21 protein-coding genes are annotated in these 18344 nt (G+C 62.7%); 14 read left to right on the top strand and 7 right to left on the bottom strand.

Features of this window, described 5'->3' with window-relative positions:
- Positions 1-20: 20 nt before the first annotated feature.
- Positions 21-1433 carry a PhoH family protein gene (locus F0A17_RS19070; protein ID WP_149329954.1) on the bottom strand — a complete coding sequence of 471 codons (1413 nt, stop codon included), beginning with the start codon at positions 1431-1433 and terminating at the stop codon, positions 21-23.
- 472 nt (positions 1434-1905) lie between these two features.
- On the opposite strand from F0A17_RS19070, the gene F0A17_RS19065 reads away from it, so the two are divergent.
- Both F0A17_RS19065 and F0A17_RS19060 read left to right on the top strand, forming a co-directional pair.
- Positions 1906-2577 (top strand): cell division protein ZipA C-terminal FtsZ-binding domain-containing protein, encoded by a 672-nt coding sequence (locus F0A17_RS19065; protein ID WP_149329953.1) that lies wholly within the window; start codon positions 1906-1908, stop codon positions 2575-2577.
- Positions 2578-2618: 41 nt separating this feature from the next.
- A complete protein-coding gene (locus F0A17_RS19060) occupies positions 2619-3239 on the top strand; it encodes a LysE family translocator (RefSeq protein WP_149329952.1) in 621 nt (206 codons plus the stop codon).
- 36 nt (positions 3240-3275) lie between these two features.
- On the opposite strand, the gene F0A17_RS19055 is transcribed toward F0A17_RS19060, so the two are convergent.
- Positions 3276-3866: a YqaA family protein gene (locus F0A17_RS19055; protein ID WP_228716967.1), complete on the bottom strand. Its 591-nt coding sequence runs from the start codon at positions 3864-3866 to the stop codon at positions 3276-3278.
- A 109-nt stretch (positions 3867-3975) separates the two neighbouring features.
- Between F0A17_RS19055 and F0A17_RS19050 the strand changes: the two genes are divergently transcribed.
- A complete protein-coding gene (locus F0A17_RS19050) occupies positions 3976-4443 on the top strand; it encodes an AAC(3)-I family aminoglycoside N-acetyltransferase (protein WP_149329950.1) in 468 nt (155 codons plus the stop codon).
- A 39-nt stretch (positions 4444-4482) separates the two neighbouring features.
- Here the strand turns inward: F0A17_RS19050 and F0A17_RS21040 are convergent, their stop codons facing one another.
- Positions 4483-4659, bottom strand: coding sequence for an Lrp/AsnC family transcriptional regulator (locus F0A17_RS21040; protein WP_149329949.1), 177 nt, complete (start codon positions 4657-4659; stop codon positions 4483-4485).
- Between the two features lie 128 nt (positions 4660-4787).
- Between F0A17_RS21040 and F0A17_RS19040 the strand changes: the two genes are divergently transcribed.
- On the top strand, positions 4788-5786 hold the full coding sequence (locus tag F0A17_RS19040; protein WP_149329948.1) for a nucleoside recognition domain-containing protein: 999 nt from the start codon (positions 4788-4790) through the stop codon (positions 5784-5786).
- Between the two features lie 105 nt (positions 5787-5891).
- Complete coding sequence (locus F0A17_RS19035; RefSeq protein WP_149329947.1) at positions 5892-6302, top strand: VOC family protein; 411 nt, start codon at positions 5892-5894, stop codon at positions 6300-6302.
- Here F0A17_RS19035 and F0A17_RS19030 read toward each other — a convergent pair.
- Entirely contained in the window at positions 6245-7222 is a 978-nt protein-coding gene (locus F0A17_RS19030; RefSeq protein WP_149329946.1) for a LysR substrate-binding domain-containing protein, read from the bottom strand. The two genes, F0A17_RS19035 and F0A17_RS19030, sit on opposite strands and share 58 nt — an antisense overlap.
- Positions 7223-7325: 103 nt before the next feature.
- Between F0A17_RS19030 and F0A17_RS19025 the strand changes: the two genes are divergently transcribed.
- From F0A17_RS19025 to F0A17_RS19000, 6 genes are all read left to right on the top strand, one after another.
- Positions 7326-8141, top strand: a complete 816-nt coding sequence (locus F0A17_RS19025; RefSeq protein ID WP_149329945.1) for an aminotransferase class IV family protein — start codon at positions 7326-7328, stop codon at positions 8139-8141.
- Between the two features lie 239 nt (positions 8142-8380).
- On the top strand, positions 8381-8758 hold the full coding sequence (locus F0A17_RS19020) for a CidA/LrgA family protein (RefSeq protein ID WP_149329944.1): 378 nt from the start codon (positions 8381-8383) through the stop codon (positions 8756-8758).
- A complete protein-coding gene (locus F0A17_RS19015; protein WP_149329943.1) occupies positions 8755-9462 on the top strand; it encodes an LrgB family protein in 708 nt (235 codons plus the stop codon). Before F0A17_RS19020 ends, F0A17_RS19015 begins: the two co-directional genes overlap by 4 nt.
- Positions 9463-9595: 133 nt before the next feature.
- Complete coding sequence (locus F0A17_RS19010) at positions 9596-10168, top strand: sugar O-acetyltransferase (protein ID WP_149329942.1); 573 nt, start codon at positions 9596-9598, stop codon at positions 10166-10168.
- Between the two features lie 121 nt (positions 10169-10289).
- Positions 10290-10877: a YdeI/OmpD-associated family protein gene (locus F0A17_RS19005; protein WP_149329941.1), complete on the top strand. Its 588-nt coding sequence runs from the start codon at positions 10290-10292 to the stop codon at positions 10875-10877.
- A gap of 47 nt (positions 10878-10924) precedes the next feature.
- Positions 10925-11473, top strand: a complete 549-nt coding sequence (locus tag F0A17_RS19000; RefSeq protein WP_149329940.1) for a dihydrofolate reductase family protein — start codon at positions 10925-10927, stop codon at positions 11471-11473.
- Here the strand turns inward: F0A17_RS19000 and F0A17_RS18995 are convergent.
- Positions 11458-12873: an aminotransferase-like domain-containing protein gene (locus F0A17_RS18995; protein ID WP_149330068.1), complete on the bottom strand. Its 1416-nt coding sequence runs from the start codon at positions 12871-12873 to the stop codon at positions 11458-11460. The genes F0A17_RS19000 and F0A17_RS18995 overlap by 16 nt on opposite strands.
- Positions 12874-13034: 161 nt before the next feature.
- Between F0A17_RS18995 and F0A17_RS18990 the strand changes: the two genes are divergently transcribed.
- On the top strand, positions 13035-14210 hold the full coding sequence (locus F0A17_RS18990; RefSeq protein ID WP_149329939.1) for an MFS transporter: 1176 nt from the start codon (positions 13035-13037) through the stop codon (positions 14208-14210).
- A gap of 117 nt (positions 14211-14327) precedes the next feature.
- On the opposite strand, the gene F0A17_RS18985 is transcribed toward F0A17_RS18990, so the two are convergent.
- Positions 14328-15293: an arsenic resistance protein gene (locus F0A17_RS18985; RefSeq protein ID WP_149329938.1), complete on the bottom strand. Its 966-nt coding sequence runs from the start codon at positions 15291-15293 to the stop codon at positions 14328-14330.
- A 397-nt stretch (positions 15294-15690) separates the two neighbouring features.
- On the opposite strand from F0A17_RS18985, the gene F0A17_RS18980 reads away from it, so the two are divergent.
- Together F0A17_RS18980 and F0A17_RS18975 are read left to right on the top strand one after the other, a co-directional pair.
- A complete protein-coding gene (locus tag F0A17_RS18980; protein WP_149329937.1) occupies positions 15691-16953 on the top strand; it encodes an MFS transporter in 1263 nt (420 codons plus the stop codon).
- On the top strand, positions 16950-17567 hold the full coding sequence (locus tag F0A17_RS18975; protein WP_149329936.1) for a TetR/AcrR family transcriptional regulator: 618 nt from the start codon (positions 16950-16952) through the stop codon (positions 17565-17567). The genes F0A17_RS18980 and F0A17_RS18975 overlap by 4 nt, the downstream gene beginning before the upstream one ends.
- Positions 17568-17582: 15 nt before the next feature.
- Here F0A17_RS18975 and F0A17_RS18970 read toward each other — a convergent pair whose 3' ends face one another.
- Positions 17583-18323 carry a dienelactone hydrolase family protein gene (locus tag F0A17_RS18970; RefSeq protein WP_149329935.1) on the bottom strand — a complete coding sequence of 247 codons (741 nt, stop codon included), beginning with the start codon at positions 18321-18323 and terminating at the stop codon, positions 17583-17585.
- Positions 18324-18344 lie beyond the last annotated feature (21 nt).

Genomic DNA, 18344 nt, shown 5'->3' with positions numbered 1-18344 from the left:
TCCCAGGCCCGGCGCTCGGTTCAGAGCAGTTCTTCCCCGGCCAGGGCTAGGCGCGAGCGTTCCACGCTGCGCAGGGTCACGTGGCCGGCATGCGCCCAGTTGCTGAAGCGTTCCACCACAGCCGCCATGCCGCAGGTATTGGCGGTGAGATAGGGCGTGTCGATCTGCCCGACATTGCCCAGGCAGACGATCTTGGTGTTGCGTCCGGCGCGGGTGAGCAGGGCCTTGAGTTGCTTGGGTGTGAAGTTCTGAGCCTCGTCGATGATCAAGAAAGTATCGTTCAGGGTGCGTCCCCGCATGAAACCGGGGGCGCGAATCTGCACGCGGGAACCGATCAGGCTGCGCGTGGCGTCCTGGCTCCAGCTGGTACTGCCGTCATGTTCGTCGCGCAGCAGGTTGTCCATGTTGTCATGGAAGGCGCCCATCCACGGCGACATTTTCTCCTCCTCGGTGCCGGGCAAATAGCCGATGTCCTCGCTCATCGAGATCGGTGCCCGGGTAAAGACGATCCGCTCGAATCGCTTGGCATCCAGCGTCTGCTGGAAGGCCGCCGCCAGGGTCATGAAGGTCTTGCCGGTGCCGGCGCTGCCGGCGATGGTGACCAGGTCGATGTCGTCGTCCATGAGCAGATTGAGGGCGAAGTTCTGGCGGCTGTCGTGGGCATGCACGCCCCACACACCATCCTTGTGGCGGTAGTTGGTCAAGAGCTGGAGTCGTGCCTGGCTGGGCGACATCTCGCGAACGATCGCCTCGAAGCTGGCGCCGTTCTCGCTGTCGGACACCAGCATGCCCAGATGCCAATCGCTCGGCACGCGGCCCTCCAGCCGATAGAAGGTATGATGGTCGACCCGCTCCACCTCGACGTTGACGTCGAGCCGGCCCCAGGGGCCGCTGCGTCCTTCGGCATCCGGATAGATGCGTACGCCTTCGGGCATGGCATCGCTGTCGCTGAAGGCACGGTCGGTCAGGTAATCCTCTACCGGCACGTGCAGTGCGGCGGCCTTGACCCGCAGGTTGATATCCTTGGTGACGAGAATCACCGAGGCGTCCGTGCGCTCATCGCGCAGACGGCAGGTCTCGGCCAGCAAAACGTTGTCGGGGCTGTCCTCCAGGTGTTCCAGCGGTTTCAGTTCGGGGTAGCAGAGAAAGCGCAGCTTGCCGAGGGTATGGCCACCGGCGCGTGGGATCGGAATGCCTTGCTGAATCTCGTCGAAAGTGACCTGGTTGGTGAGATCGGAGAGGGTACGGCTGACCTGGCGGGCGGTGCGGGCAATCTCGCGCAGGCCGTTCTTTAGCTTGTCGAGTTCCTCGAGCACGGTCATCGGTATGACCACTTCGTGCTCCTCGAACTGATACAGGGCAGCGGGGTCGTGCAGCAGGACGTTGGTGTCCAGCACATAAAGCCGCTTGGCTTTCTTGTCGAGTCGTACCATCGGGGCATCGCTCCTGAGTAGACGGCACCTGACGACACTGGCCCTCACGTCGTTCCGTGGCAGGTAGGCCGGCTTGTCGATGGCCAGTGTCACGTAAAACGGAAGATACCTCCCTTTCGCTCTGGACACCCCTAGCATGGAGCCTGCCGGCGCGAGTCGCCATCGAAATACTTCAACGCTAGCTGCCGAAGCCGGTTACGCAGCGAGTGTCGCGGGCATTGAACCGTGCGGCAAAGCCCGAAAAGGGGCAGGTCTTTAGGCTGTAGCCAACGTATGGCGAGGAAATGGAGGCTGGGTTAACGTTAGGAAACAGTCTGGTGACATATGACACCAAGGAGTAATCTGGACGTGTCCGATCGGCACAGTATCGAAGCCGCACAGAACCAGATGGCCCGCAGGTCCCTCTTTCGCTCCGGCAACCGGCTGAAGGCAGGAGGCGGCATATCGCGGGGTTGGCGAAGGGGAGAACGGGATGGATCCGGTCATTGGGGTACTGATCGTAGCGGGGGTGGCGCTGTTGCTAGCGCTGGTATGCCTGGTGGCGTTTCTGCGCAGCCGTCGGGCACGAGAGACACCGGGGTCATCGGTAACGCCGACAGCGCGCACGCCGAACAGTCCGGCTATACCCACTCGGCCCACCATACCCTCCCCTTCACCGACGCGAAAAGCGATGCCTACGGCCGCGGAGGAAACGACGACGCCACGTCACCGGTTCGAGGTAAGCTCGGGCACCGAGATCAAGCAGTGCCTATTCGTGATTCTCGACTGGCCGGGGCTGGACACCAACCGCCGTCTCGCCCGGCTGCTCAAGGAGTTCAACGCACGCTATGATACCAAGCTCGGCGTTTACAAGATTCGCGACCCGCTTGCCGGGTACAAGCTGACCATTGCCAATTCGTCACCTCCCGGCATGTTGCCGCCCATCCACAAGGGCGACGACCAGCCCATCGTCCACGGCGTTTCCATCCTGATTCATTTCATCAACAAGCGTAGCGTTGCGCGCAACCCCGACACCCTGATACGGATTACCCAATCGATTGCCGCCATCGGCGGGCATGTACTCGATGCCGACCGAAATGCCGTGAGCAACGAGGAATTCGAGCGGCTGCGCCAGCAGGCGCAACGTGCCGGCTCGATGTACTGACGCGCACGTCGGTGGTGCCGCCGACCAAGCAGGATACCAACATGGACCTGACGACATTACTGCTTTTCGTACCGGCTTGCTTCGCGCTGAATTTAGCGCCGGGGCCGAACAATCTGCTTTCGATGAGCAATGCCAAGCGATACGGTGTCAGCGTTGCCTGCTTAGCGGGTATCGGTCGCTTGACGGCGTTCGTAATGATGATTGCGCTGGCGGCATCCGGGTTGGCAACGGTACTTCATGCTTCCGAAAAACTGTTCTTGGTCGTCAAGCTGCTGGGCGCTGCCTATCTGTTCTGGTTGGCCTATCAGCTCTGGTATGCCGATTCTGACGAAGAATTGGCGGTAGAAGAGCGACAGCGCAGCCTGTCAGGTCTGGCGCGTCAGGAATTCCTGCTGGCAGCGGGCAACCCCAAGGCCATTCTCATATTCACCGCGTTTCTACCGCAGTTCGTCGATCCGGCTGGTTCCGTCGCATGGCAGTTTGCCGTACTCGGTGGGCTCTTCCTGCTGCTTGAGTGGGTGGCGATTGCCGGATATGCCTACGTGGGGGCTTTCCTGCGGCAGTGGTTCTCACGCCCCGCCATGCGGCAGCTGTTCAATCGCGGATGCGCAGGACTGTTGGCCAACGCCGGGGCCGGGTTACTTGTCGCGCGGCGCGAATAGGGCGTCCACGGATCCGATCACCGCCTCCGCGAATCGTCAGGCCGTCATCTCATACCACACCCAGATGGCACACAGCACCACGCCAATCAGGCCCACGGTTCGAGCGTGGCGTTGCCACAGGCGCATGGTGGCATCGCCCACCAGGGTGACGAGCAGCGCCAGGCCGAAGTAGCGGATGCCTCTCCCCAGCATCGCCGCCAGCAGGAAGAGGGGAAAAGGGTAGCCGCTTGCGCCGGCTCCCAGCATGGCGATCTGGAAGGGAATCGGAACGATACCGATGGTTGCCACGGCCATGAACCCTTCCGCCTGCAGCCGTTCACGGAACGCATCGAAGGCCTCCTGGCTACCGAAGAGACCCACCAGTTGCTGCCCCCATTGGTCCATGGCGAAGACGCCCAAGGCATAGCCCAGCGAGGCAGCCGTCAAGTTGCCGGCGAGCGCGACCCCGGCAACCGTCCACTTGCGGTAGGGGTGGCATAGCATCCACGGGATGAGGATGATCTCGATGGGGATGGGGATCAGCAGCGTCTCAAGCATCGAGGCCACAAACAGCAGGGGGAGGGCATGACGAGAATGATCCAGGCGATCGAGCCAATCCCTCGCTGAGGTCAGATGAAATCGAGACATATACGACATCGCGTCCGTGCGAGAGGTAAAGCTTGAGCATAGACGATCGCATCGTTCATGACGAAGCTTACCAAGCGGAGCTCAATCTCAACCAACCGAAAGGTGAGCGATGGATGCGTCAGCCAAGTGCGACATCAAGCGCCTGTTGCGCCATGACACGGTGTTGATGGATGACCTGTTGTCCATGTTGGGTGAAGCCTTCGGTGAGGTGGCTACCTACACCAAGGCCCGCCCCGGCCAGGACTACATGCAGCGCCTGCTCGGCAGCGATACCTTCATTGCCCTGGCGGCGCTGAAGGATGACGAAGTGGTGGGAGGACTGGCGGCCTACGAGCTCGTGAAGTTCGAGCAGGAGCGCAGCGAGATCTATATCTACGACCTGGCGGTAGCGGAAGCGCACCGGCGTGAGGGCATTGCTACCGCCTTGATCGAGCATCTCAAAGTCATTGCGGCGCAGCGGGGCGCTTATGTCATCTACGTGCAGGCGGACCTGGGCGATGCGCCCGCCATTGCGCTTTACTCGTCACTCGGCGTTCGCGAGGACGTGCTTCATTTCGATATCGCAGTGAAGCGTTAGCCGGCCGGGAAGGAGCCGGGGGCACCAAGGGAGTTGGCGCTACACGCCCAGCGGTAGCCGGGTCTCGAACTTGTTGCGTTTTCGCGAAATCAGCGTGCGGAACTTCTGTACGCCTTCGCCCGAGGGCGAGAGCCCGACGTGTTCCGCCAGCGCCTGATTGGTCAGGCTGGCATCCTGCTGCAACTGGTCGAGGATTTTCAGGTCGAGTCTGTCCATAGTGCAGAAAATGTCTCCCGCCTCGCTTAAAAAAGCCCATTCTTCTCGCTCGAGCCCGAAAAAGCCATCGCTTGGTTCGGCACATGCGTAAAGTAAGCTACCTCATCCAGTTTTCGGAACCCGGTACCATGTCACAGCGAAGAATTTCCCTCTGCTTGCGGTCGGCTCGGCAACTGCTGCGCGAAGCCTGGGCGGTCTACCTGACCCTGCTCAAAGTCATGGTGCCGGCGCTGGTGATCGTAAAGGCGCTCGAGATGCTGGGCATGACCGAGCAACTGGGGCACTGGCTCTCGCCGCTGATGTCGCCTCTCGGCCTGCCCGAGCCGCTCAGCATGGTGTGGGCCGCCACGCTGCTGACCAACATCTACACCGGGTTGGTCATCTTCTTTGAAGTCACGCGGGACACGGCGCTTAGCGTGGCCCAGGTGACGGTACTAGGGGCACTGATGGCAGTGGGCCACTCGTTGCCGGTGGAAGGGGCGGTGGCGCGCAAGGCCGGCGTGCCCTGGTGGCTGACGCTGCTGCTGCGGGTGGGCGGCGCCTGGTTGCTGGGCTGGCTGCTGCACCTGAGCTACTCGCTGGGGGGCTGGCTGCAGCACGCCAACCGCGTCGCCTGGGAACCGGCGCCGCGGGACGCCTCGCTGACGGCCTGGCTGCAGGACCAGGCTATCACCCTGGCCACCATCTTCGTGGTAATCCTGGGATTGATGGCACTTCTTCAACTGCTGCGCTGGCTCAGGGTCGAGCGGCTGATTCACAAGCTGTTGTTTCCGTTGCTGCGCCTGCTGGGCATCGGTCCGGCGGGAGCGAACATCACCGTCATCGGCATTACGCTGGGCTTGAGCTTCGGTGCCGGCCTGCTGCTGCGCGAGGCGCATTCCGGCCGCCTGACCCCGCGGGACATCCTGCTTACGCTAAGCTTCCTCGGTCTCTGCCATAGCCTGATCGAGGATACCTTGTTGATCTTGCTACTGGGTGCCGATCTCTCCGGCCTGCTGTGGGCACGGCTTGGCTTCGCGCTGGTGGTCATCGCGCTGCTGGCCAGGTTGCCCTGGCTGCAACGGGCCCAGTTGCCGGCCTGGATGTTCGCCGCGCGGGCCCTGCCCGACGCGACGCCTCGCCCGTGACGAAACGAGTGGGCAGGCATGGCGGAAACCGACAGGGCGCATTACGGTTAGCGATGAGGCGGCAAGACGATTCCGGTTATCCCATTCGGCAAGGGGAGGGGACACATGAAACCCAGGATCAGCATGATTACGCTCGGCGTCCGCGACCTGCAGGCATCGATCCGGTTCTATGAGCAGGGGCTGGGGCTTCCCAGGATGGAGTCGCCGCCGGAAGTGGCCTTCTTCACCCTGAACGGCACCTGGCTGGCGCTCTACGGCCGCGACGCGCTGGCCGAGGATGCGGGTATATCTCCTGAAGGCAGCGGATTCACCGGCATCGCGCTGGCGCACAACCTGGCCTCGGATGAAGAGGTCGACGAGCTGCTGGAACAGGCCGTGGCCGCCGGCGCCACGCTGGTCAAGCCCGGCCAGAAGGTCTTCTGGGGCGGCTACTCGGGCTATTTCGCCGACCCGGACGGCTATCTCTGGGAGGTGGCGCACAATCCCTTCGTCTGGATCGGGCCGAAGGACGAGTAGGGAGCCATATGACCCGCCTCCTCGAACAACCATTCGCGAAACGCCTGGATGCGAGGGTCTTGGGCGCTGCTCTCGGGATAGACCAAGTAATAGGCGTAGTCCGGTGCTACCTCAAGGCTGACATCGAATAGCCGAACCAGCCGACCTTGGGAGAGTTCGCCGGCGATCATGGCCGGCTCGGCGAGCCCCACGGCGCCGCCGTCGAGCACCGCTTGCACGACATGACTGACGTCGGAGAAGCCCACGCAGCGGCTGCCATCGAAATCATCGATTCCCGCGGCCGCCATCCACATCGGCCAGTTCGGCCAAGCCTTGCCCCCCACGCGGCAGTCCACGTAGCAGAGCGTATGACGCAGCAGGTCCCCTGGTGTCTTCAGGTCGGGGTCGGCTTCGAGCAGCGTCGGGCTGCAGACCGGCACCACAGACGTTTCGAACAGATGATCCGACCGGGTGTTCGCGTAGCGGCCGGTGCCGAATCGAATGGCGACGTCCACTTCGTCGAGATCGAAGTCGCGCACTTCATCGGTGGTGTCGAACGACAATTCGAGAGAAGGGACCGATTCCCGTAGCCGGGCAAGCCGGGGCAGCAGCCAATTCGTCGCGAAGCGAGCTCCCAGCGTCAGACGTAGCGGCCCCGATTCCCGCGTCATGCGCCTCGCGCGGCCGACGGCGTGCCGCAGGCTTTCCAAGGCCTCGCTTGCCGCCTCGAAAACCACCGCCCCGGCCGGTGTGAGCCGCATACTCCGGCTGGTGCGGGTGAACAGCGTGATGTCCAGCTGCTCCTCCATCTCCTTTATCTGGTAACTGACCGCCGCCGGCGTCAATCCCAACTCTTCGGCCGCACGGGTGAAGTTCAAGTGCCGGCCGGCGGCTTCGAACGTTCTCAGTGCACGGGTGCCGGGTAACAGTCGACTGCTCATCGATCTTCAAGCCAAGTTTGAGGATGCATCGAGAAATACTCGTTTCTCAAGGAGGCGTCAACGCAAGACCATGGGCCGAACCTTGAACCCAGGAGTGAACGAAATGACCGCAAGTCCGGAAGCCCATGTCACGCAGTGCAACGGAAGGGAAGCGACGGTGGAACGGCTCTCACCGCTGTCGTTCGCCGGCTATGCCCACTTCACGGCCATGCAGGTGCGCGGGGGTAGGGTGCGTGGGCTGGACCTCCATCTGGAGCGGCTTCGCCTGGCGTCGCACGAAATGTTTGGCCAGGCACTGCCCGATGACGAGATCCGGCGCTACCTGCGAACGGCGATCGCGGCGGGCCCCGACGATCTTTCCCTGGTGGCCACGGTGTATTCGCCCGCGGGCGAATTCACCGTGGCCGGCCCCGAGGTAACGCCTGAGGTGCTGGTACGAACAAGCCCACCTTCGTCTGGACCGCAGGGCCCGCTGAGGCTCGCGACGTACGAGTATGAGCGAACGCTGCCCGCAGTGAAGCATGTCGGCGAGTTGGCCAAGACCTACTTTCTTCGCCGTGCCGCGGAGCAAGGCTTCGATGATGCGGCCTTCGTCGACCGTATGGGCCGGTTCAGTGAAGGAACGATATGGAATCTCGCCTTCTGGGACGGTGAGGCGGTGATATGGCCGCAGGCGGAAAAGCTCTACGGCACCACCATGGGCATCCTGCGCCGGCAGTTGGATCGCCTGGGTATCCCGCAGCGCGATCGAATCGTGACGTCGGCCGACCTGCCGATCCTGGCGGGAGCCGTCGTGATGAATTCCTGGACGCCGGGCATCGCCGCCAGCCGGATCGGCGGCGTGCCGATGCCCCAGGCGGCTGCGTTTGTCGAACTGCTGCATGAGGCCTACCGGGCCGAGCCACTCGAAACGCCGTGAGCGGCGTGACCGCCTCCATGCGTCGGGCAGCCGCTCGAGCCGAGCGCACCAGGCCATGGGGTTTTTTGGGTGGGTGAACGCTTACTGGGGCGGCGGAAACGCAGGCGCGGAGTCGAGGCCGTCCACGCGCGAACGGTAGCATGTTAATCTTTTCGCGATGTCCCGTTCTCGGCTTCGTCGGCTGCCGTTCGTTTCGTGCAGCCGCAAGCGGACACTTTCCCGGCTTGCATGGAGATGGCATGAAGTTGTTGCGTGGGTTCCTGTGGCTGCTCGGTTTCCAACTGCTCGGCCATGCCGTGGTCGAGCTGCTCTCGCTTCCGATCTCCCACGCGATGGCGGGGCTGCTGTTGCTGCTGGCCTGGCTGCTCGCGAAGCGACGCCTGAACGAGAGCGTGGCCATGGCGAGCCAGGCACTGATTCCCCTGCTCGCCATGTTGATCATGCCCGGTGTGGTGGGCGTGTTCTTCGTGATCGACGAGTTCGCCGGTCACTGGACGGCGATCATGGTCGCCTTGGGCATAGGCACTTTCCTCAGCGTGTTGACCACGCTCTGGCTGATGCGGCGCTTCATGCCCCGGGAAGCCGTTAACGCCGATGAGCAGGGGCGCCAGCCATGAGCGAGCTGCACGCCTCCCTACTGAACACGCCGATACTCGCCGTTGCGCTGACCCTTGCCGCCTACCTGGGCGGCATCCATCTGTTCGAACGGATGGGCCGGCCGAGCTGGTGCCCGGCGGTACTGTTCGGCGCCGTGCTCACGGCGGCCAGCCTGTGGCTGCTGCGCTTCGATTTCGCCGACTATCAACGCAATGTCGCTTGGCTGACCTTGTTGCTTGGCCCCGCCACGGTCGCCCTGGCGGTGCCGCTCTACCAGCAGCGGCAGCATATCTTCGCACTATGGAAGCCGATTCTCTGTTGCGTGCCGCTCGCCGCCGTGCTGGCCGCGCTCTATGCCGTGCTGATCGCCTGGCTGCTGGGGGCGCCACCTGACGTGCTGGCCTCGCTGGCACCGAAGTCGGTCACCGCGCCCTTGGCCATGGGCATCATCGAGCAGATCGGCGGCTCGCTTTCGCTGATGTTGGGCGGGCTGCTCATCACCGGTGTGCTGACCACCATTTTCGTCTCGCTACTGGCCCGCCTGCTCAAGGTCACCGACAAGCGCATCCTCGGCTTCGCCCTCGGCGTGAACGGCCACGCCATTGGTATCGTGCGTGCCTTCGAACTCGGCCCCACCGCCGGTGCCTTCGCCTCGCTCGGCATGAGCCTGACGGGCGTATTCACCTCGCTGTTCCTGCCGTTGGTGTGGCGGTTGTTGGGATGATGACAGGGCGCTTCCGTAGCGTGCTGAATCACTCGGCCTGATTGCAGGAACGGTGCCATCGCTTGGTCTAGAGTGAGTAAGTTCGAGCTGCAGGGGCGGCAGGGTTGCCTACCGCGATAGGAACGAAGGAACGATGCGCACGGAAAAAGAGAAGATGCTGAGCGGAGAGCTCTATAACCCGCTCGACCCGCAGTTGGCCGAAGAGCGGCATCGCGCTCGCCTGCTGGCCAAGGCGTTCAACGACTCCAGCGACGACCAGGGGAAGGAGCGCAAGCGGCTGTTGCTCGAACTGTTCGGCGCCATGGGCAAGGGCACCTTCATCGAGCCCCCTTTCTATTGCGACTATGGTGGCAATATCACGCTGGGTGATCGAGTCTTCTTCAACTTCAGCTGCGTGATTCTCGATGTGGCCGCCGTCACTATCGGCAACCACGTGATGTTCGGCCCTGGCGTGCAGATCTATACCGCCACCCATCCGCTCGACGCCGAGCAGCGCCGCAGCGGCTTGGAAGCCGCCAAACCCATCACCATTAACGATGATGTCTGGATCGGTGGCGGGGCGATCCTCTGCCCCGGCGTCACCATCGGCGCCCGCTCGGTCATCGGCGCCGGCAGCGTGGTGACCAGGGATATACCCGCAGGCGTATTCGCTGCCGGCAATCCCTGTCGGGTGGTACGTTCGCTCGAGAACGAAACATCACGTTGAAAAGGGGCGAGCCATGGTCACCGGCATAACCACCTGGAATGGTTCGTCTAGCGGGATATGCGAGTAAGTAAGCACTGACTGGTGGGTGCATCATTTCAACCGGCCAACAAGGGTACTCACAATGAAACGTATAAGCCCCAAGGTGGATGCGCTCTTGAACAAGCCCGAGTGGCAGGAAGAAAGGAAGAACTTGCGAGCGTTACTTCTCGATTGTCGACTCGATGAAGAAGTCAAATGGGGAAAGCTCTGCTATTTGTTCCAGAATAACAATGTCGCGGTAATCTTCGGAATGAAAGCGTACTGCGCGCTCGGCTTCTTCAAAGGTAGTCTGTTGGAGGACCCCAAAGGCATTCTCGTGGCACCGGGTGAGCACTCGCAGGCGATGCGCCAGATTCGTTTTACACAGGCTCGAGACATCCATGAGCAGGAAAACACGATTAGAGCGTATATCCAGGACGCTATCGAGCTAGAGAAAGCCGGCGCAAAGGTGGATTTCTCCGAGAAGCATGAGCTGGAGTATCCCGAAGAACTTCAGGTGGCGCTAGCGGGAAATGTCGCCTTGAAGGCCGCATTCGAAGCACTCACACCTGGACGGAAGAGAGGCTATATATTGCATTTTTCCGGTGCCAAGCAGTCCAGCACCCGAGCCTCCAGAATCGAGAAGTGCATAGCGCGCATTCTTGATGGAAAAGGCATGCATGACCGCTGATGGCTGGCTTTTCGAGTGAGTAAGCGCTGACTGGAGGGGCACAGGAAATGAAAACTCAATACTACGCAGCCACGAGTCTCGATGGGTTCATTGCCACCGAAGACGACTCCCTGGACTGGCTCTTCCCGCTGGGAGACATCAACGATACGAGCTATTCCGCCTTCTTTGCAGGGGTCGGGGCGCTGGTCATGGGCTCCACCACTTATGAGTGGCTGCTCAAGCACTCGGAGAAAGTCGCCGAGGCAACCGGTTCGTCATGGCCCTATACGCAGCCGACCTGGGTCTTCTCGAACCGCAAGCTACCGAGCCTCGAAGGTGCGGATCTTCGCTTCGTGCAGGGCAGCGTCGCGCCCGTTCATGCCGAGATGGCGCAAGCGGCAGGCGGGAAGAACCTCTGGGTCGTGGGCGGTGGCGATCTGGCGGGCCAGTTCCATGATGCCGGCCTGCTGGACGAAATCCTCGTGCAGGTGGGCTCGGTCACCCTGGGCAGCGGCAAGCCGTTGTTTCCACGCCGTATCACCAACCCGCCGCTGGAGCTGGTCTCCGTCCGCCAGGTGGGCACGGGCTTCGCGGAGCTGTGCTACAGGGTGCCGTGAGCCAGTGTTCCGCCAGGCTCGCAGATGAAAGAACTAGCTCTTGGGTCACTCATATAAGCCACATTGAGCCGGACCCAGGGAGTGTCGCCTCCTTCCGGCAGGAACAGGTGTCCTGGCGACAGCGTAACGCCCATCCGGCGGGCTTGGTCGACGAGTTGGGCCGAGGAGTCGGCTGATGGGTGGCGTGCCCAGACGAACATACCGCCTGCCGGCTCGACGAAGACCTCCCAGCCGGCGCGCTTCAACATGGTAATGGCCGCGGCCATTTGCTCCGAGAGCTTGATCCTGAGGCGTTCCGTCAACTTTCTGTAGCTGCCGTTCTGGAGCATGGTGGTCACGACTTGTTCGGCGAAGCGGGAGGAAGAAATGCTGGTTAGCATCTTGATATCGACAAGAGGCTTGAGCAGAGACTGCTTGGCAATGAGGAAGCCGACACGCAACGACGAGGACAGGCTTTTGGAAAAACTGCCCAGGTAAATGACACGATCCAGGCCATCCAAGGCGGCTAGGCGGATGCTGGGTTCCTGCTGGAAATCGGCGTATATGTCATCCTCAACGACCTGAAAATCATGGGCCTCGGCCAGTTGCAGGATACGATGAGCGATGGCAGGCGCCAGAATAGCACCTGTGGGGTTATGGAATACGCTATTGATGAAAAACAGCTTCGGCTTGTGCTGGGCCAGCAATGCTTCCATGCGGTCGATATCGGGGCCGTTGGCCAGGCGCGGCACGCCGATGACATGAATACGCTGCAAGCGCAATAAGCCGATGAGATTGTAATACCCTGGCGATTCGACGAATACCACATCCCCGGGTTCGAGTAGAAAACGCACCAGAAGATCCAGCGAGTGGCTACCGCCGCTTGTCATCAGTATTTGAGTGGCATAGGCCTCGATGCCCAATAGCCGCACGCGCTCCTGGATCAAGCCGCGCAGATCCGATGGTCCCAGTGGCGTACTGTAGTCGAAGATGCCCGAGCGGCCCTGTCGCACCGCTTGGCGAATGGCATAGGTCAGGTCATCGCCTTCACGCCAGGGGTTGGGTAACCAGCCGCAGCCGAGTTTCAGGTGATCTTCGTCAGCCTGGAAGAGGCGCCACATATCGTTCGTGATATCGTCCCACTGACCCGGTGCCAGCTTCACCTTGGCAAGGGCCGTCGGCGCCGTATTGGCGACATAAAACCCCGATCCCGGTCTTGAACGTACCAGCCCATGTGCCACTAGCCGTTCATAGGCTTCGATGACGACATTCCGGCTGATGCCATGCTCCGCGGCCAAGTGTCTTATCGAAGGTAAGCGGCTCCCGCCACCGCCGCCATTACGCTCGATCCATCCCATCAGGCTTTCGACCAGCTGTTCTACCAGGGGCTTGTTCGAATGTTTGTCCAATTCCAACTTCATCGTTGATACGCCCCACGGCAACCGTACAAGAAAATCCTGGAACAGCTTCGCGAAAAGCAGCGAAATCGTACCTTTCCATGCGGGGCACGAAGATGCAATTGTCCTTCACGCGGCCGACCTGAAGCCCGCGTTCTTTTCCACATGCATCATGAGCCCTGACCATGCGCCGATCCCAACCCATTCGACTCGCCTTCGCCCTCTGCGTCATTACCACGGCCGTCAACCTGCAAGCGCCCCTTTACGATGCCTTGGCAGCGCGTAGCGGCGCCGGCGTGGGGGCCACGACCGTGGCCTTTGCCTGCTATGTGGTTGGCATCCTGCCGGTGCTGCTGGGCTTCAATGGGCTTGCCGAGCGGGTAGGGCGCAAACCGTTGATCGTCACTGCGCTGATGCTGTGCCTGGCTGCGACGGCGTTGACACTCGCTATGCCTGGGTTGGTTACCCTGGGTATCGCGCGCTTCATGATGGGCATCGGCACGGCGCTGACCTCCGCCGTGGCGCCCGCCTACATGGCCGTGCTGTTCGAGACAGGGGATAGCCGGGCTCCGGCCAACTGGGTGACGGCCAGTACGGCGCTGGGATTCGGGTTCGGCGCAGCCGTCACCAGTTGGTTCGTGCTTCACACGCCGAGCCTGACGCCACCTAGCCTGTGGCTCTATCTGGGAGCCGCTGCGTTGGCCCTTCTGCTGGTGCTGACTCTCAGGGACGATTCCCCACGGCGGGCTGAGGCCGAGATGCTGCGCTTACCGACCTATCCTCCCGGCACCCTCGGCTATGGGCTCGCCATTCTGCTGGCCTGGGCAACCGTAGGGCTGGTCATCGCGATTCTGCCTTCCACCCTGGCCCAGCAAGGCCTGTCGGGCTGGGCCGGCTTCGCAACGTTCGGCGTCTGCAGCTGTGGCGTGCTCTTCCAGCCATGGGCAAGGAAGCTGGCTCCGCAGACGGCCACTCAGGTGGGCCTGATCATTTTGCCCTTGGCGTACGCACTGATCGCCCGGGGCGCCCTGCAGGGAGACTTGGTGGCCGTATTGCTGGGTACCGTCGCGGCCAGTAGCGCCTGCTACGGTTTCCTCTACCTGGGCGGGTTGAGTGGCGTACTCGACCTGGCGGGGGAGCATCCCGCGCGGGCGAGCGCCGGCTACTTCCTGATGGCTTACCTCGGCTTCAGCCTTCCGGTCATCACGACAGGAATTTTGATCGATGCTGTCGGCCATACCGCTGCGCTGGGGATCTTTGGCTTGGCGCTGCTTGGTGGCGTCATCGTGACGCTCGGCATTCTCCAGCGCGGCCGTATCTTTCGCCACCGGGCATTCTTACAGCGCATGCCGAGTAAGTAAGCGCTGACTGGAGGGGCGTGGCTTACTCTCGCGATTGAGGCGAAATGGATGCCGGCAACCTACGTCAATCATGTCGCACAGACCGCAGCCTGGGAGAGAGTCCGGCGAGTCGTGTGGCTATGGGGAGGCGGGCTCAGGGATCCATTTACTCGGCACCCACCTCAGGTAAGCTACCATGCCGAATAGCTCTACCAGGGACTGGAAGACGATGATCACTACGGCAGCTTGCCAGGCCTCGGGCAGTGCCAGGGCGATAGGCAACATCACGAAGGAGTTCCGCGTGCCGAAGCTGAAGGTCAGGGTCCTGGCCGCTGGCGTGGGCAGCCGGAATACCCTGCCGAGGGTCTTGCCGAGGAAAGCGGCGAAGACCAGGTAGGCGACGAAAATAAGCAGTACCTGCATCAGCACGCCGGCGAGGCCGACGACGGTCGTCACTTGCGATGCCGCGATGACAAAGACCACCAGCGCCAGGAGCGGCACGGGCAGCATGCCCAAGCCCTGAACCAGGCGCTGGGCATGGTGGCTTCGCTCAGCCAATCGTTCCGTCATCCAGGCCAGGGCGAGTGGGGTAAGAATCAATCCGCCAAAGGCGCCGAGCAAGTGGATGCTGACCGCCGCCTGCAACCCTTCCACGCCAAGGAAAAGCCAGAAATAGACGGGAAGAGCCAGCAACTGCACGAGCAAGAGCATTGGTGTGGCGGCAATGGCCTTGCTTGCGTCTCCCTTTCCGAGATACGTGAAGCTGATGAACCAGTCCGTACAGGGGGCGAGCAGCACCAGCAGCACGCCAGCCTGCACGGCGAGCGATAGGGGAAGGAGAGCCGTCAGCCCACCCAGGGCTAGGGGAATGATGACGAAGTTGCCGAGCAACAGGGCCGTCATGAAGCGCCAATCCTTCATTCCCCTGCCAATTCGCGTCAGCGGGACCTGAGTAAAGGTGGCATATAGCAAGCCTCCAAGCAGCGGCCAAAGGAAGGCCTCCAGCCGAGCTGTCATGTCTGGCTGGCTCAGCCCCATGGCCAGGCCCGCCAGAATACAAAGCCAATAGATCCAGGATTGCTGTCGTTCCAGCCAGTCGCGCATGGTAAGCATCCGTCTTGATGGTAATGGCCGTCGCCCCCCGTTCCGCAGGGTTTCCAGTCGCGCTCCGTGATAGGTCTTTCTGTCATCGAGATGCCGATCCTCCGGCGTCGCGACCGGCCCGCTTACGGTTTACGCTGGCACCATACACGACCCTGTCGTCGCCTGCTCGGTGGCACGCCATTGGTGTGCTCGGGTGACCCCTAGCCGGTATCGACCCAACGCAGGCCTGCCGAGTGCAGAAGGTTCGCGATTGGCTGTATTGACGCCCAATTCTTCTGGTCGATACTGTACCGATCGGTCGATCGATTCGGGCACGGAGTTCAGAGTGTCGGATCGCACCGGCTGCTCACCCGGGCTGGGCGGTCCAGCGCCTGATCCGATGAACCGGAGAAACACCATGACGTCCGGCAGCGACGAGAGATTCCCCCGAAGCGATACGTGGTCCGTGGCAACGATCGCCATGGCCCAGCTGCTCGGCACCTCGCTCTGGTTCAGTGCCAACAGCGCGGCGGACGACCTGATGCGTACCTGGCACGTCAGCGCCGCGGATATCGGCTGGCTGACCAGCGCGGTACAGGTGGGCTTCATCTTCGGCACGTTGACGATGGCGCTCGGCGGCCTGGCGGATCGCTATCGCGCCAGCCGGATCTTCGTCTGCTGTGCGTTGGCCGGCGCCCTGTTCAACGCCTGTTTCGCCCTGTTGTCGGAGGGGCTGGCCAGCGCCCTGGTGTTTCGTTTCCTGGTTGGCTTGTCGCTGGCGGGTATCTATCCGGTGGGCATGAAGCTGATCGTCAGCTGGGCCCCGGAACGTACCGGTCAGGCGCTGGCCCAGCTGGTCGCCATGCTGACGCTGGGCACGGCGTTGCCCCATGGGCTGCGGGAGGTGGGAGCCGATCTGCCCTGGCAGACGGTCATCCTTGCCTCCTCCGGACTCGCCCTGCTCGGCGCGGCGTTGATCCATTGGCTGGGGGATGGGCCATACCTGCCGGATGCCCGCCAGCGTCAGGCGTCTTCCCCCTCTCCGGCAGGGCGGCGGGCCACGGTGCTTGACGCGTTCCGCATCCCTCGCTTTCGCGCGGCCGCGCTGGGCTACTTCGGCCACATGTGGGAGCTGTACGCCTTCTGGACGGTAGTGCCGCTGCTGGTGTCGCAGACGGTGCTGGCCAACCAGTACAGCGCGCTCGGCGTTTCCGGCATGGCATTCGGCATCATCGGCGTCGGGGCGCTGGGCTGCGTGATCGGCGGGGGGCTGTCGCGGCGTTACGGCAGTGCCAAGGTGGCGCTGACCGCCTTGGCCGCCTCGGGCATCTGCGCCGTGGCGTTCGCGCTGTTCTGGCAGGCACTGCCGGGAATGGCGCTGGGCCTGCTCCTGCTGGTATGGGGCGCCACCGTGGTCGCCGATTCACCGCAGTTTTCCGCCCTGTCGGCGCAGGCTTGCCCACGCGAGCTGGTCGGTGCCGCGCTGGCCATTCAGAACTCCATTGGCTTTGCCATTACCGTCGTCTCCATCGCAGCCACCACGGCATTGTTCGAGCACGTGGGGCTGAGCGCCGCCTGGCTGCTGGTTCCCGGCCCGATCGTGGGTCTGCTCGGCTTCGCCTGGGCCTCCCGACACGCAGTGGAGGGCAGCCAAACGCCAGAGGGGGAAACGAAGGCATGACGCGTGGCAGTGGTCGGCCAGGTGCCGGTCGGCGTGACGCCATTCTCAAGGTGGCGGCGAGGCTGTTCGCCGAGCGCGGCTATCACGCCATCGGCATGGCCGAACTCGGCGAGGCGACCGGGCTGGGACGCGGCACCCTGTATCACTACATCAAGAGCAAGGAAGACCTGCTCCATGACATCGCGCGGGAGTACATCGCCGATCTGGTCGAGGCCGCCGAACGTACCCTGCAGGACGAGGCGGAACCCGCCGCCCGCCTCCGTATGCTCGGGCGTGAACTGATCGAGAAGATCGCCTCGCACCAGGCCGAACTGACGGTGTGCTTCCGTGAGTTGCATTCGTTGTCCGAGCCCTGGCGCACCGAGGTCCTCGAGCTGCATCGCCGATACGAGGCGGCATGGCGAGACACGATGCAGGAAGGCGCCGAAGCCGGTGTCTTTCGCCCGTACGATCCTATCGTCCTCAAGGGCGTGCTCGGCATGTACTTCTACAGCTACCTCTGGCTGCGAGCCGAGGACAGCCGGGCCCCGGTGGCGATCGCCGACCGCCTGAACGACCTGGCGATCAGGATGCTGGTTCCCGCCATCGCGGCCTCATCAGCAGGGTCACGATGAAGCGAGGCGCTTCCGCTATAGCGTTTCCTCCAGGAGCAAGGCGAGTCGCTTGTGATGCAGGGCATCGGCGACCGCGTCGTAGGAGGAAGCATCCTTGGCCGTGAAGCCGTGGGCGGCGCCCCTGTAGAGTTCCGTGGTGAAATGCACGCCGGCGGCGGCCAGCGCCTCATCCATGCGTGCGATCTGCTCGGGGGGCAGCAACGCATCCTGGTCGGCGTGGCCGAGATAGACGCGCCCCTCGATGGTGCCGACCACCGTCACGGGGCTGTTCGGGTCGTCGGCCTCCGCCAGCCTGGCCGAGTGAAAGCCGGCCGCGGCTGCAACGCGTTCAGGGTAATCGGCCGCCATGCGCAGCGCGAAGGCGCCGGTCATGCAGTAACCGACCACGCCGATCTTGCCGTCGGCGAACTCCGCTTCGTTATCGAGGCAGCCCAGTAAGGCGGCAAAGTCGCGGGATTGCGCTTCGGGCGTGAGTCGGCCGGCATACTCGATCAGGGTTGGTCGTACGTCCGGATCGCGGAAAGACTTGCCTTCCGGCACGACGTGGCCGCTCGCATCGCGGTAATAGATGTTAGGCATCAACACGGCATAACCGTTGTCGGCGATCTGCTGGGCCTTCTCGTGGTAGCAGGGGCGCAAGCCTCCGATATCGGTGAACAGCACCACGCCGGGCAAGGGGCCTTCGGCGCTTCCGGGCGTGACGATATAGGCATCGATGGTGCCGTCGGCGGCAGCGATTTCGATAGCGCGAGACATGAGCGGACTCCGGGTGTCGAG

It is taken from the genome of Billgrantia pellis (assembly GCF_008297955.1).
Classification (GTDB): domain Bacteria; phylum Pseudomonadota; class Gammaproteobacteria; order Pseudomonadales; family Halomonadaceae; genus Halomonas; species Halomonas pellis.
This window is presented reverse-complemented; position numbering and strand designations above follow the sequence as displayed.

What these genes read in the sequence shown, in the direction of transcription:
- F0A17_RS19070 (WP_149329954.1), bottom strand. Translation starts at nt 1,433, where the DNA reads ATGGTACGACTCGACAAGAAAGCCAAGCGGCTTTATGTGCTGGACACC.
- F0A17_RS19065 (WP_149329953.1), top strand. Translation starts at nt 1,906, where the DNA reads ATGGATCCGGTCATTGGGGTACTGATCGTAGCGGGGGTGGCGCTGTTG.
- F0A17_RS19060 (WP_149329952.1), top strand. Translation starts at nt 2,619, where the DNA reads ATGGACCTGACGACATTACTGCTTTTCGTACCGGCTTGCTTCGCGCTG.
- F0A17_RS19055 (WP_228716967.1), bottom strand. Translation starts at nt 3,866, where the DNA reads ATGTCTCGATTTCATCTGACCTCAGCGAGGGATTGGCTCGATCGCCTG.
- F0A17_RS19050 (WP_149329950.1), top strand. Translation starts at nt 3,976, where the DNA reads ATGGATGCGTCAGCCAAGTGCGACATCAAGCGCCTGTTGCGCCATGAC.
- F0A17_RS21040 (WP_149329949.1), bottom strand. Translation starts at nt 4,659, where the DNA reads ATGGACAGACTCGACCTGAAAATCCTCGACCAGTTGCAGCAGGATGCC.
- F0A17_RS19040 (WP_149329948.1), top strand. Translation starts at nt 4,788, where the DNA reads ATGTCACAGCGAAGAATTTCCCTCTGCTTGCGGTCGGCTCGGCAACTG.
- F0A17_RS19035 (WP_149329947.1), top strand. Translation starts at nt 5,892, where the DNA reads ATGAAACCCAGGATCAGCATGATTACGCTCGGCGTCCGCGACCTGCAG.
- F0A17_RS19030 (WP_149329946.1), bottom strand. Translation starts at nt 7,222, where the DNA reads ATGAGCAGTCGACTGTTACCCGGCACCCGTGCACTGAGAACGTTCGAA.
- F0A17_RS19025 (WP_149329945.1), top strand. Translation starts at nt 7,326, where the DNA reads ATGACCGCAAGTCCGGAAGCCCATGTCACGCAGTGCAACGGAAGGGAA.
- F0A17_RS19020 (WP_149329944.1), top strand. Translation starts at nt 8,381, where the DNA reads ATGAAGTTGTTGCGTGGGTTCCTGTGGCTGCTCGGTTTCCAACTGCTC.
- F0A17_RS19015 (WP_149329943.1), top strand. Translation starts at nt 8,755, where the DNA reads ATGAGCGAGCTGCACGCCTCCCTACTGAACACGCCGATACTCGCCGTT.
- F0A17_RS19010 (WP_149329942.1), top strand. Translation starts at nt 9,596, where the DNA reads ATGCGCACGGAAAAAGAGAAGATGCTGAGCGGAGAGCTCTATAACCCG.
- F0A17_RS19005 (WP_149329941.1), top strand. Translation starts at nt 10,290, where the DNA reads ATGAAACGTATAAGCCCCAAGGTGGATGCGCTCTTGAACAAGCCCGAG.
- F0A17_RS19000 (WP_149329940.1), top strand. Translation starts at nt 10,925, where the DNA reads ATGAAAACTCAATACTACGCAGCCACGAGTCTCGATGGGTTCATTGCC.
- F0A17_RS18995 (WP_149330068.1), bottom strand. Translation starts at nt 12,873, where the DNA reads ATGAAGTTGGAATTGGACAAACATTCGAACAAGCCCCTGGTAGAACAG.
- F0A17_RS18990 (WP_149329939.1), top strand. Translation starts at nt 13,035, where the DNA reads ATGCGCCGATCCCAACCCATTCGACTCGCCTTCGCCCTCTGCGTCATT.
- F0A17_RS18985 (WP_149329938.1), bottom strand. Translation starts at nt 15,293, where the DNA reads ATGCGCGACTGGCTGGAACGACAGCAATCCTGGATCTATTGGCTTTGT.
- F0A17_RS18980 (WP_149329937.1), top strand. Translation starts at nt 15,691, where the DNA reads ATGACGTCCGGCAGCGACGAGAGATTCCCCCGAAGCGATACGTGGTCC.
- F0A17_RS18975 (WP_149329936.1), top strand. Translation starts at nt 16,950, where the DNA reads ATGACGCGTGGCAGTGGTCGGCCAGGTGCCGGTCGGCGTGACGCCATT.
- F0A17_RS18970 (WP_149329935.1), bottom strand. Translation starts at nt 18,323, where the DNA reads ATGTCTCGCGCTATCGAAATCGCTGCCGCCGACGGCACCATCGATGCC.